The organism is Ruegeria sp. CDSC085, assembly GCF_059610465.1.
On sequence record NZ_JBXWNR010000016.1, the window covers coordinates 42,288 to 55,333 of the forward strand.

Consider the following 13,046-nt stretch of genomic DNA (forward strand, 5'->3'; position numbering starts at 1 on the left):
CGCCGAAAACCGGGCAAACAAATCAGTTTGCCCTGCGCAAGTTTCCTTTGAGGGAACGCGTTCTGGGCTTTCTGGAAGCTTCAATTTGGCCCGGCAGCGTTACCGAAACGCGCGCGCTACCCAGAGAAGATATCCCGATACTGACGGATCCGCCGTAAAGTTCAGCGATATCCTGCACGATCAAAAGCCCCAGCCCATGCCCCTCGGCCTCATCGGTGTTGTCTTTCTGAGCCGACCCCTCTGATTTACCCGCCCCCATCCCGGGGCCTTCATCCTCGATACTCAACGTGATCATGCCCGGCTCGGGTGCTGCCACGGATATGCGTACATGGCTCTTGGCCCAGAGACAGGCATTTTCAAGCAGATTGCCCAGGATCTCCTGAATGTCGGCCTCCTCGCCCCAAAAGGTGTTTCCGGCACCTATGGCGTTTTCGATATGCGGCATCCTGTTTCGAAGTGTGATGCCAAGTGCGAACGATACATCTTCGGCACAGGCATGCACCGGAGAGGATTTTCCATAGGGGCGTTCGGTACGAGCACGGCTGAGGTTGCGTTTGATGACACCGGTCATACGCCCCACAAAATCCGTTATCTGATCTCCTTTATCTCCCTCAAGCTCTTCGGCAACGCGCGCCAGTGCCGCCAGCGGCGTTTTCAGGCCATGAGCCAGCTCTGCGTTTTTTCGACGGTGTTTTTCAATGATCGTACCATTGCGCCAGTGCAGTTCACGCAATTCCTCAACCACGGGAACCAGATCGGGGGGCCATTTCTGATCGTCTATGATGGTGTCGTTTTTGCATCGCAACGATACAATGGGCATGGCTGCCGGGATCGAGGCGCGGTTCCCGTTTCTGGACACACAGGTTGCCCGGTTCGAGATCAATCTGCCAGCACGCTACAAACTCAGTGGTTCTCCGTTCGTTTTTGAAAAGGCATATCCCTTCATCCGCGACAAATGGGTGGTCCGCGAGGTTGCCAACCGCTACATCCCCAACACCCTGAGCCAGCGCATCAAGATCGGGTTCTGGACGACGGTGTTTCAGCGACTTGAGATCCGGCCGGAATACTTCAGGAACGCCCATTTAGGGGATCTTTTCAGCCTGACCCGGACACAGATGACAAACATCATCGAAGAGGCCAGCCCGGATCTGCGGCTGCGGTTGTTGCTGATCCAAGTTTGGCTGCGATGCCGGCTGGATCATCAGGACGAAGATCGCGAAATAACAGATTACGCGATCACGTCAGCATCCGGCCGGACAGATTCCGCCCCCGACCCTCCTCTGCCAACAAACCTGTGGGCACTGCGGTCCACAGTTGAAGGGCTGCCCTTCCTCAGAGAACCGTGCTCTTGCGGACGGCCGATTGCGGAGCAGCCTTTTTCTTGGGCTTGGTTTCAAACTCTTCGTGATAAGAGCGCTCAACATTGACATCCCAGACATCATGATTTTCGCCCAGAATATTGCGCGCCGCGTACATCGCCGACAGCATGGAATGATCCTGGTTGTTGTAGCGGTGCAAACCATTGCGACCCACGGTCTGGAAGTTTTCCAGCGTCTTCAGCCAGTCGCTGACCGTGTCTAGGGCGTCCTTGTATTCGCTGTCATAGACCGGATAAGCCTTGGGCTGCCGGATAACTGCGTGATCGATGACATCACTGGCCTTGGCCAGACCCAGCTTTTCAAGCTCTTCACTGGCGAGGTGCCTGAGATCTTCGTCACTTGACGACCACAACCCGTCACCTTTCTGGCAGAAATATTCCATCCCGATCGAAGCGGTGTTCTGATCGGGCAGCATTTCCGCGGACCAGGCCCGGAAATTCTGGATGCGACCAACCTTCACCTGCGGGCTGTGGATGTAAATCCAGTTGTCCGGGAACGGGTCCGCGTGGTCCAGGATCAGGGTCACGATCAGGAAATCACGATACCGCAGGCGGTCTGCCGCCTCGACAACTTCGGGCGGCGGTGGCGGGTCGAAGGCGTGGATCAGATCGCGTACCGCCATCGAATTGACGAACTCTGCACCTTCCACCCGTTCTGTGTGTTTTTCGCCATCTTCAGTCCAGTGGCGCACATCGATCGAGGTGACGCGATTGCCATCACGGTTCACCTGGACCACTTCGGAGTGGGTTTCGACCGAGCCACCTTTTTCCCGGATCAGATCGCGGGTTTTTTCCCACATCATGCCGGGTCCCAGGCGGGGATACTGGAATTCCTCAATCAGGCTGGCGGTGTCATTGGCCCCGGAAATCGCGTTCCAGACCGCCTTGGGCAGGGACAGGTTCTTGATCCGCTGTGCGGCCCAGTCGGCCCGGATTTCCGACGGTGGAATACCCCAGACCTTCTTGGTGTAGCTGTGGAAGAAATGCATATAGAGCCGCCCACCAAAGCGATTGACGACCCAGTCTTCGAACGTGTCTTCCTGCTGGCGGGGGCGGATCTTCCATTTGATGAAGCTGCCGATGATCTTGTAGGTCTCGTAGGGGCCGATATTGCCAAGGGCGTTGAAGATACGCAGTGGGTAATCGTAGAATTTATTTCTGTAGAAAATGCGGCTCAGACGTTGCACGGTGATGAAATCATCCCCCATCACCTCGTGCCACATCTCTTCGACCTCACGCACCTTGGTGAAAAACCGGTGCCCGCCAATGTCGAAGCGATAACCTTTGTGCGTTTCGGTTCGTGAGATGCCACCAACCATGTCCGAGGCTTCAAACACCCGGGGAACATGTGTGTCGCTCAGTTTCTGAAGTTCATAGGCTGCTGTCAGCCCTGCAGGACCACCACCAATGACGACAACGGGAACAATATCTTTTTTCAAATGACTAACACCCATACCAAAACACTGACCTAAAGCTACAAGAGGTTATCCGAGATTCACAACAAAATCCTGTCAGTTCCCGAAACGGGGCTCCTGCGCTTTGAGTTCCACCTCTTTCGTGTAGAAAAATCAACCATCCGGCTTGACGAACCGCACTCGCGTCCTTCTCTGCAAATCGATGGCAGACCCGAACCGCGTTGCCTGTGCCGAAAGCCGGTTCCCGCTTTGCGGAACCGTCGGCCTTTCACCCCCCCGAAACTGCACGCGTTTTCCACAATGTCCTGAAACATAACGATGATTACTGACTGGCGCCACCAGCCAAAATTCCCCGCCCGGAAGCGAAACATACATTCGATCCATACACCTCTTGCACGGCGCCTGACCTGAACCATGACCGCTTTTTTAGGCTGCGTCTGTGATGTCCTTCACTGTATCGGCGGGCCGAAATCGCGCATCAACAATGCTGTGACTTTTCACGCATTGTGTATGGTTGAGCGCCAGAGCAACAGGAAATTCAGCGCCTCATGACTCGTCGCCCTGTGAATCTTGACAGGATGGCGGCGCTGCCATCCTACTGCGTGTGAATGTTTAGAAAAGCTCGGATATATCAGGTCTGGGTTCAAACGAGTGAATTGGTAGCCAGTCTCGTTGTTAACGAGGGAGCAATTTGATGAAATGCGTTATTCTGGCCGGTGGCTTGGGAACCCGGCTCAGCGAAGAAACCGTCAAGATTCCAAAGCCCATGGTCGAGATCGGCGGCAAACCGATCATCTGGCATATCATGAAAATCTACGCGGCCCACGGCGTTACTGATTTCATCATCTGCCTGGGGTACAAAGGTTATGTAATCAAGGAATTCTTCGCGAATTTCTTTCTGCACAACTCGGACGTCACGATAGACTTGGCCAATGGTGGTCTTGAAATCGCAAACAGCAAGTCAGAACCATGGCGTGTGACAATGATCGACACCGGAGACGACAGCCAGACTGGCGGGCGACTTCGCCGGGTCATGCATCTGCTCAAGGATGAAGAAGCGTTCTGCCTGACCTATGGCGACGGTGTTGGTGATATCGACATTCGTGCCGGGATCGATTTTCATCAGGCGCATGGCAAGCTTGCAACCGTCACGGCAGTTCCTCCGCCCCGCCGCTTCGGCCAGCTCGAACTCCAAGGCAACCAGGTTCTGAATTTCTCCGAGAAGCCCGTCGGAGATGGTGGTCTGATCAATGGCGGTTTTTTCGTGCTGTCGCCCAAAGTGGGCGATTACATTGACGGCGACGATACCGCTTGGGAACGCAACCCTTTGATGAATCTGACACGCGATGGCGAACTGATGGCTTTTGAACATAGAGGCTTCTGGCAGCCCATGGACACCATTCGCGAACGTCAGGAACTGGAAGAACACTGGGCCACAGGCAACGCACCGTGGAAAATCTGGGAATGAGTGCGAGCGCGTTTTCTGGACGCAGGGTGCTTGTTACCGGGCATACCGGCTTCAAAGGCGCTTGGCTGGCTGCCTGGCTGGCCGAGGCAGGTGCGGAAGTCACCGGGTACGCCCTCGCCCCCGAGACGAAACCCAATCTCTGGACGTTGCTGGACCAAAGCAAAATACGGTCGGTCATCGGTGACCTGAATGATCGCGCGGCCCTGGACCGGATCATCGCGGAATCCGATCCTGAATTCGTCTTTCATCTGGCTGCGCAAGCCCTGGTCCGCCGCTCCTATCGCGCGCCGGTTGAGACCTTCGCCACCAATGTTCTGGGCACGGTTCAGCTTTTGGACGCGCTGCGTGCAGCCCCGAGCCTGCGCGCGGTGGTGGTGGCAACCTCGGACAAGGCGTACGAGAATGTCGAACAGGCCTGGGGGTATCGCGAAACCGACCCGATGGGCGGGCATGATCCATATTCTGCATCGAAAGGTGCAACCGAAATAGCGGTCGCAGCAATGCGGCGCAGTTATTATGCGTCAGATGCGCACCCGGCCCGGATTGCCAGTGCACGTGCGGGCAACGTCATTGGCGGCGGCGACTGGGCCGAAGACCGTTTGGTTCCCGATATCGTGCGCGGCTGTCTGAGCGATGAAGGGCGTGTCGTATTGCGCCACCCCGGCGCAATACGCCCCTGGCAGCATGTTCTGGAACCTCTCAAGGGGTACATGGTGCTGGCCAAGAAGCTCGAACAAAACGATGCCTTCGCGACGGGCTGGAATTTTGGCCCCGAATGTGACGATGAGCGTCCGGTTCTGGATGTGGCCCATGCGATCATCAAGGCGCTTGGACAGGGCCGGATCGATATCGATACTCCGGCAGACACCCCGCATGAGGCCACAATGCTCCGGCTGGATGTATCGCAGGCGCGTGCAATGCTTGGCTGGCGCCCGGTCCTGAGCTTTGACGATACCGTCAGGCTGACGGCAGGCTGGTATGCGGGCTGGGCCCGTGGCACCCCGGCAACCGAGCTGTGCCACGCCCAGATTGCTGAATTCGAAACACTGAGCATGAGACAGGTATGACCGGCACAACCCATCCCACCTGCCGCCATTGCGGCGCGGCCCTTGAGATGACGCTTGTCGATCTCGGGCTGTCCCCTCTGGCCAATTCCTATGTCGACCCAACAGAGGCAGACACGCCGGACCCGGTCTATCCATTGCACGCCCGTGTTTGCACGGAATGCTGGCTGGTTCAGGTGGATGATGTCGTGCCGGCGGAAGAGATATTTTCAACCGATTACGCCTATTTCTCCAGCTTCTCGGACAGCTGGCTGGCCCATTGCCGGGGCTACGTGGAAAAAATGGTAAATCGGTTGGATCTCGGGCCGGACGATCTGGTGGTCGAGATCGCCTCGAATGACGGATATCTGCTGCAGTATTTCGTTGAAAAAGGCATCCCGGTTCTAGGGATCGAGCCATCAGGCAATGTGGCCGCCGCGGCACAGGAAAGGGGTGTGCGCACGCTGGTCGATTATTTCGGCGAGGCGCTGGCCCGCAAGGTGGCCGCGACCGAGAAACCTCCAGCTCTGATCGCATCGGCCAATGTGCTGGCGCATGTGCCTGACATCAACGATTTTGTCGCCGGGATCACCACGCTTCTGACCTGCGATGCGGTTTACACGGTTGAATTTCCACATCTTCTGAACCTGGTAAAAAGTGTCCAGTTCGACACGATCTATCACGAGCATTACTCCTATCTGTCGCTGCTGGCGGTGGAAAAGATTTTTGCCAAGGCGGGCCTGCGTGTCTTCGACGTCGAAGAACTGCCCACCCATGGCGGTTCGCTGCGGGTGTTCGCCTGTCTTGAGGGTGCCAGCCATCCCGAAGGGCCCGGTCTGGCCAAGGCCCGTGCCGACGAAGCGGCGGCCCGGTTCGATCAGCCAGAAGGCTACATGAATTTCACCACGCAGGTCGAAGCGCTGCGCGACGGGTTGCTCGCCTTCCTGCGTGCGACAAAGGCCCGGGGCGACACGGTTGCCGCTTATGGGGCGGCTGCCAAGGGCAACACGCTGCTGAACTATGCCGGGATCGGCCCTGATCTGATTTCCTACTGTGTTGACCGCAACCCGGCCAAGCAGAACACGCTGCTGCCTGGCAGCCATATCCCTGTGCACGGGGTCGAAGCCCTGCGCGAGGCCCCGCCCGATTACGTGCTGATCCTGCCCTGGAACATCCGGGATGAGGTCACGGATCAACTGTCCGACCTGAAGGCGCACGGTACCCGGTTCGTAACCGCCGTGCCGGAGGTCAGGATCAGCTGATGGCACAGGTTCTGCTAACGGGCGCAACCGGATTGATCGGGCGCGCGACAGCCACGGCTCTGACAGAGGCGGGCCACGAGGTGGTGACACTGGGCCGCAACCCGGCAAGCGACATCACCTGCGATCTGCTGGACCCCGGTGCCACCACAACAGCCCTTGAAGCAACCCGTGCCAGCCATCTGGTTCATCTGGCCTGGCATGACGGCGCGCGCGACCGCTGGACTTCTGCGGCCAATCTGGACTGGATGGCCGCCACGCTGCATCTGGTGCGGGAATTCGCGCATACAGGAGGCCAGCGTGTCGTCTGCGCCGGAAGCTGTGCTGAATATGACTGGTCGGTACCGGAGCTGATCGAAACCAGCCCCCTGCGCCCCCGCACCCTTTATGGGGCGGCCAAGGCCGGAGCCGGTCTGGCACTGTGCGCGGGCCAGCAGACGCTTGGTCTGTCTCTGGCCTGGGCACGCATATTTTTTGTCTACGGGCCGGATGAACCGCCGGGGCGACTGTTTGGCGATCTGATGTCAAACCTCAGGGCGGGACGACCGGTAGATTGCACCGATGGACGGCAGGAGCGGGATTTCCTGCATGTCGATGATCTTGCCCGCGCACTGGCGCTCTTGCTGGAAACCAATGTCACCGGCGCGATCAATGTTGCGAGCGGCACCGCCGTCCCGGTACAACAGTTGATTGAAGAAGTCGCAAACCAGATGCACCGACCCGATCTGATCCGGTTGGGGGCTATCGCCCGAGCAGCGGATGATCCGGCACGGTTGGCAGCGGACGTGACCCGGTTGCGAAACGAGGCCGGATTTATGCCACAATATGACATTACGTCCGGAGTCGCTCGGTGTCTTCGGACAAAGGAGGAGGCTGTATGAAATCTTCGTTTTTTTTACGCAAGCAATCCTTCATGCTTTTTGCTCTGGTAGGCATTATAAACACAGTCTTTGGATACGCGGTTTTTTCTGTTCTGAGCCTGTCAGGGTTGCCAGCACAGGTTGCTCTTGCGGTCTCATTCGTCATCGGCGTGTTGTGGAATTTCATGACCCATGCCTGGATTGTATTTGACACCAAAGGGTTCAAAAAACTACCGTTTTATCTGCTGGCATACGTCATAGTTTACGTTTTCAACGCTTTTTTGCTGGAAGCTCTCCTGAGCACAGGGCGGCACCCGATCGTTGCACAGGGTCTGCTGGTTCTGCCTGCTGCCGTTCTGGCCTTCATCCTTGTTTCCCGGGCGCTGACCGATCGCTTCCCGTGGCAACAGGAAGTCTGATATAATGCCTAAAAACAACAGACATAAACACTTTCGATCCGTAACCGGTCCATCTGATATATAGTAGGATATGGACTGTTAAATGTATTTGGTACCAGTGCTGGAAGGATAATCGTCAATGCGTCTTTATCTTGCTGATCTTGGACATAACCTCGTTACTGCCACGTCGGACACCTACCCGTTGGGTGTTGGAAATCTTGCAACCTATGCCCAGGCTCATGCGAAAAGCCCGACACCGGTCGAGGTCGCGATCTTTCGTGATCCGCAGGAATTCAAAGCGGCCGTCGACACAGCTCCGCCCGATGTGGTCGGCTTTTCCAGTTATTCCTGGAACCACCATCTGGCCCTGTCCTTTGCCGACTACGTCAAGGCGGTTAACCCCAACAGCCTGACCCTGATGGGTGGTCCCAACTTTCCGCTGACCGAAGATGAGCAGGACAGTTGGATCCGGACCATGCCGCAGATCGACCTGCATGTGCGCGGCCCCACCTATGAGGGCGAGCGCGCTTTCCTCAGCACGCTGCAACGCTTCATCGATGTCGGCACCCGACGCGAAGGCATGTGGGAAGAGGCCGTCGATGGCGCGCTTTACGTGCACCCCAAAACCGGAGAGATCCTGCGCGGGGCCGAGCCGCCCCGCATCCGCGATCTGGACGAGATCCCGTCGCCCTATCTGGCCGGGCTGATGGACAAGTTCTTTGACACCGGCCTGTTTGCACTGATGCAACTGGCACGGGGCTGCCCGTTCACCTGCGCGTTCTGCAATTCGGCGGTCAAATCGAATTCGAAGGTCTTCCGCCATTCGTTTGAACGCACCAAGGCCGATCTGGATTACATCGTGGCCCGCATCAACCATGCCAGCCCGCTGTGTTTTGCTGACGACAATTTCGGCATGTATGTGCAGGACGAAGAGGTGGCCGATTATCTGGGCCATCTGATGGACCGGTACGACTGGCCCAAATACATCCGCACAACCACGGGCAAGAACCGCGGCGACCGGATCATCAAGGTGATGCGCAAAGCCAAGGGCCGGTTGCCGATGACCTCGTCAGTTCAGTCTCTGAACCCGGAAGTTCTGAAGAACATCAAACGCGACAATATCAGCCTGGACACCTATGCCGAGGTACAACAGGAGCTTCATTCAAAGGGCATGCAATCCTATGGCGAGCTGATCCTGTGCATGCCCGGTGAAACCAGGGAATCCTTCATGGATGCCGTCGATCAACTGATCGAAACCGGCGTCAGCCGGGTCGCGGCGCACCAGTTGATGCTGCTGCACGGCGCACCGCTGGCCAACCCCGACAGCCGCGAGAAATTCGGCTTCAAAACCCTGCACCGGGTCGTCGCTCGCTGCCTGGGTAAATATAACGGTCCGACCGTGGTCGAAACCGAAGAGATGGTGGTCCAGTCCGAGAATTTCTCGTTCCAGGATTACCTGGACACCCGCGTTTTCCATCTGCTGCTGACAATCTTCTATTACGAAGACAATTTCGAGGAAGCCTTCCGGCTGGCGCGCTCCCGCGGCATCCGGCCCTTCCTGATCGTCAAGCATATGCAGGACATTCTCGATCAGGCCCCCCAGCCCTTCCGGGATGCGGTGGCCGGGTATCTGGAGGAGAACCAGCAGGAGCTGTTTGAAACCCGCGCCGATTGTGTCGCCTGGGCGCAGGAAAATTATGATGACCTGATCAGCGGCGAGTTGGGGGGCAATCTGCTCAGCAAATACTCGATGATTGGCCGGTTCATCGTGCTGGACGAAGCACTTGATTTCCTGAAACGGGCCATCAGCGACCTTCTGGACAAGGACGACCACAAAGCGCACGAGATGCTCGACACGATCATCAATTACTACAACGCCGTGATGCTGCATGTGCCCTTCTCGGAAACCTTGGAACACGAACCCGTCTGGAGCTCGTCTTTCGATGTCGAGGCCTGGAGGAATTCGGGATATCAGGGCGTGCTGCAGGATTACCAGTTCGATGCCCCCCGCGAGTTCCAGACCCAGGTCGATCAAAGGGTGAAAACCACCTTGCTGTCCCGGATCGAAACCTTTGGCGAACAAGCCTCAGGGCTCGGCCGGTTTACCCGAACGATGTTCGCCAATGATTTCCGGCGCAACTTCGTGTCAGGCGAAAGCCGACATGCAGCCGAATAGGCCCCGGGCCTATTCGCTGTCCCCCAGATAGACAACTTCGCGCCCGGGGAAGGCCGCGATGATGTCTGCGTTCTGCTCGGGGCCCATATCGCGCAGGAAAATCGGTTTGCCCTCGGGCAGGAACGGGTCGTTGAGATAGAGTGCAGACCCGATATCGCCCTGTGTCGAGACAAAGACCAGAGCGTTTCCAAGCCCGGCGGCCTGCCGTCTTATGTCACCGGTATAGCCACCATACCCATTGTATTTCGACACCCCCCGCCATGGGGTGAAACTGACAACAGACACCGCACACAGCAATATGATGACGCACTGCAGGCGGCCACGATGCCGTTCGGGCAACCGGTCCCGGATGGTCTCGATTCCTGCCGCCGCCAAAGCCAGCGCTGGCAACAAAGCCGTATGCCAGTAGCGCGGCCCAAGATAGAACGTGCCCGTAAACCAGTAAAAAAACAGTGCCCCCACAAGAAACGCGAACACCACCAGCATGGCCCGGTCGAACCCGGCCAGCTTTTTACCCCATATGAACACAATCCAGACCGGAACCAGGGACCCGAATGTCCAGCCCAGAAGTTCGTAATTGAGCGCGGCAAGACCATTGACCAGATTCAGCAGACCCTCGGCCGGACTATGCCCGACCCAGATGTCGAGCGCGCCCCAGCTTTCGGCCGGTGGCCCTACATTGGGACCAAACCCATAGGCATTCTGCGTGTCGGGCCATAACCGGCTCAGGTAATCCGCTTGCGGGGTCAGCAGCGCGTCTCCGGTGATCATCAGGTTGAGCAGTAAAAAAAACCCACCCGACAGAACACCGCCCAAGGCGCAGGCGATCACCTGTCCGATCCCCCCCGGCAGGCGCCGCAGCAACCACAGGCCGGTCAAAACGCTTATGATCAACCCATCAAGCTGTCGGGTGACAAAGGCCCAGCCCAAAGCCAGACCTGCAACAAGCGCAAGCAAGACATCCCTGCGCGTTGATCCCTCTCCGGCTCTGAGCAGACACCACCATCCCAGCAGCACCATCACCAACGTTGTGGAATGTGCCATCAGTGTGCCCCCGACGGCGAGCACCCAGGGCGACATGGCCATCAGCAATGCCACCAGATCGGCACGTTCGCGACTGACGGCACGGCTCACGATGCCATGCGCCAGCCAGACAGAGATCCCGGTCAGCACAGGGTTGACCAGCCACGGCACCCCGGCCCGCACGCCAAGGCTCAGCACGATGGCCCAGCCCTGTGCCGGCACGCCGATCCACTGATCGCCGCTAATATCGAACAGATAATATTCCAATGCGAGTTGCGCCGCTTCGGGTGGGGCCGGGCTTCCGAGGACACCCGCGGCAAAGGTGCGCGCCTGAAACAGATACGCCACCTCATCCTCAACATGAGGCACGCGGTCGAACGCCGCCCAGGCCAGAGCCGCGCTGGCCAGCGTTGCAAAGACCGCCAGGGCCAGAACCGGAATGCGGGGTGCCCGGTCAGGTCCGGCAACTGTGAAAACGGCGACCAGCGTCGCCATCTGCACAAGGTTCAACGCACCGCCGATCCCGATCTGCAAACCGAAGGCCAGATAGTACCCGTAAGCCACGTACGGCGTCGCAGAAACGCAAAAGGCCGCAGCCAGCCCCAGCAAAAGGATCAGCCGCCACCGTCCTGCTTCTGCCATCAGGCCCGTTATGGCCGCCCTTCCCTGCGGTCGCACAAGCACAAAGCCCGTCAACACCGCCTGCCCCGCCAGTATCGCCAGCATGATCAGGTTTTCAGGAGGGTTTGCGGAAATCTCGAGTCGTGGAAACCAAAGGGGCTGGACTAGCCACAACCGAGCAGAACCACCCAACAGAATGATTGCGGCCAGAAGCCCGAACAGACCTTGCCCGCTGCGCCAAAATACGCCAGCCAGAACAACCGCCGCGGCGGCCATGACGGAAAACCATAGGCGCAGCTCGGCCAGTGTCGCATTGGTGGTGGGGGCATCTGCGGCCCATGCGGGACCGCAACCCAACGCTAAAAGGCCAATGAGGCTCCACAGAAGCTGACCTGAGCAGATGTTCATGCCATATGCTCTTCTTTGACCAGTGCAGGATCTCGCGCGGGGCCATCAATATTGATACGTTCCTGCTCTGTGACAATCGGTCCGCCGCGTACCTGGTTGTGGATCGAGGTTATATATTCCCCCAACATTCCAATGAACAACATCTGGATTCCCGACAGGAAGAACAGCGCCACGATAATGGTCGTTGTCCCCCGTGGAGCCTGCTCGGGGTTAAGGAAATACAAAACCGTGGCAATAAGGGAAAACAGGATACAGCCAATGGCAATGACCAGACCGCTGAGCGTACAGAACCGCATGGGTGCGCGCGTGAAGGCAAAGATCGCATTCAGCGCCTGATCCGTCAGGGCCATCAGATTATGTTTGGACAACCCCCGTGCCCGAGCCCGCCAGACATAAGGCACAATCACCCGGCGGAACCCGCAGCTTGCTATGATACCACGGATATACGGGTAATGATCTCGATGCGACAACACCGCCTTGAGCACCTTGCGGTCGATCAGCTGGAACTCTCCGACGGATGGTTCCATCGTTACATCCGACAACCGGTTGACGATCGTATAGAACACCGATCGTGCACAACGCATCACGAAACCTTCTTCGCGGCTGGCCCGTGCACCCGCAACCACGTCATAGCCGTTTTCCCACAGCCGCACGAATTCCGGGATCATTTCAGGCGGATCCTGCAGATCAACCGGCAGAATGACGATGATCGCATCCCCCCCGGCATAACGCAGCCCGTTGAAGGCAGATCGGAACACGCCAAAATTCCGGGCGTTCACTACCACTTTTACATTCTTGTCACCGGCAGCGATCTCTCGCAGGATTTCCACGGTACGGTCGGTTGAAGCATTGTCGACAAAGATGTGCTCACACCTATAGCCTGGTAGCTCATTTTCAAAAATCGCCTTAACGGTTTCGTAGCAATTCACTACGTTGTCTTCTTCATTGAAGCAGGGAGAGACAACAGAAATTGTTTTCATATCATCATCTAGCATCT

At 57.6% G+C, this 13,046-nt stretch carries 11 protein-coding genes; 7 read left to right on the plus strand and 4 right to left on the minus strand.

The features are described from left to right. Window positions 1–22: 22 nt before the first annotated feature. On the minus strand, window positions 23–820 hold the full coding sequence (locus tag AC2FJB_RS18375) for a sensor histidine kinase (protein ID WP_496719919.1): 798 nt from the start codon (window positions 818–820) through the stop codon (window positions 23–25). On the opposite strand from AC2FJB_RS18375, the gene AC2FJB_RS18380 reads away from it, so the two are divergent. Next, entirely contained in the window at window positions 819–1,427 is a 609-nt protein-coding gene (locus AC2FJB_RS18380; RefSeq protein WP_496818824.1) for an asparagine synthase-related protein, read from the plus strand. The two genes, AC2FJB_RS18375 and AC2FJB_RS18380, sit on opposite strands and share 2 nt — an antisense overlap. Here AC2FJB_RS18380 and AC2FJB_RS18385 read toward each other — a convergent pair. Then, on the minus strand, window positions 1,333–2,817 hold the full coding sequence (locus AC2FJB_RS18385; protein WP_496719922.1) for an NAD(P)/FAD-dependent oxidoreductase: 1,485 nt from the start codon (window positions 2,815–2,817) through the stop codon (window positions 1,333–1,335). The genes AC2FJB_RS18380 and AC2FJB_RS18385 overlap by 95 nt on opposite strands. A 670-nt stretch (window positions 2,818–3,487) precedes the next feature. Between AC2FJB_RS18385 and rfbF the strand changes: the two genes are divergently transcribed. The 6 genes from rfbF to AC2FJB_RS18415 all read left to right on the plus strand — a co-directional run bounded on the left by rfbF (window position 3,488) and on the right by AC2FJB_RS18415 (window position 9,997). After that, the gene (rfbF, locus tag AC2FJB_RS18390; protein ID WP_496719924.1) at window positions 3,488–4,261 is read left to right on the plus strand and encodes a glucose-1-phosphate cytidylyltransferase; all 774 of its coding nucleotides are present in this window, start codon (window positions 3,488–3,490) and stop codon (window positions 4,259–4,261) included. After that, window positions 4,258–5,328, plus strand: coding sequence for a CDP-glucose 4,6-dehydratase (gene rfbG / locus AC2FJB_RS18395; protein ID WP_496818827.1), 1,071 nt, complete (start codon window positions 4,258–4,260; stop codon window positions 5,326–5,328). The genes rfbF and rfbG overlap by 4 nt, the downstream gene beginning before the upstream one ends. After that, complete coding sequence (locus AC2FJB_RS18400; RefSeq protein ID WP_496719928.1) at window positions 5,325–6,566, plus strand: methyltransferase domain-containing protein; 1,242 nt, start codon at window positions 5,325–5,327, stop codon at window positions 6,564–6,566. Before rfbG ends, AC2FJB_RS18400 begins: the two co-directional genes overlap by 4 nt. Next, window positions 6,566–7,444, plus strand: coding sequence for an NAD-dependent epimerase/dehydratase family protein (locus AC2FJB_RS18405; protein WP_496719930.1), 879 nt, complete (start codon window positions 6,566–6,568; stop codon window positions 7,442–7,444). The genes AC2FJB_RS18400 and AC2FJB_RS18405 overlap by 1 nt, the downstream gene beginning before the upstream one ends. Continuing rightward, complete coding sequence (locus tag AC2FJB_RS18410; RefSeq protein ID WP_496719932.1) at window positions 7,441–7,842, plus strand: GtrA family protein; 402 nt, start codon at window positions 7,441–7,443, stop codon at window positions 7,840–7,842. The genes AC2FJB_RS18405 and AC2FJB_RS18410 overlap by 4 nt, the downstream gene beginning before the upstream one ends. 118 nt (window positions 7,843–7,960) lie before the next feature. Further along, the gene (locus AC2FJB_RS18415) at window positions 7,961–9,997 is read left to right on the plus strand and encodes a B12-binding domain-containing radical SAM protein (RefSeq protein ID WP_496719934.1); all 2,037 of its coding nucleotides are present in this window, start codon (window positions 7,961–7,963) and stop codon (window positions 9,995–9,997) included. Between the two features lie 9 nt (window positions 9,998–10,006). On the opposite strand, the gene AC2FJB_RS18420 is transcribed toward AC2FJB_RS18415, so the two are convergent. Both AC2FJB_RS18420 and AC2FJB_RS18425 read right to left on the minus strand, forming a co-directional pair. Next, on the minus strand, window positions 10,007–12,049 hold the full coding sequence (locus AC2FJB_RS18420) for a hypothetical protein (RefSeq protein WP_496719936.1): 2,043 nt from the start codon (window positions 12,047–12,049) through the stop codon (window positions 10,007–10,009). Beyond that, the gene (locus AC2FJB_RS18425; protein ID WP_496719938.1) at window positions 12,046–13,029 is read right to left on the minus strand and encodes a glycosyltransferase family 2 protein; all 984 of its coding nucleotides are present in this window, start codon (window positions 13,027–13,029) and stop codon (window positions 12,046–12,048) included. The genes AC2FJB_RS18420 and AC2FJB_RS18425 overlap by 4 nt, the downstream gene beginning before the upstream one ends. Window positions 13,030–13,046: the final 17 nt, after the last annotated feature.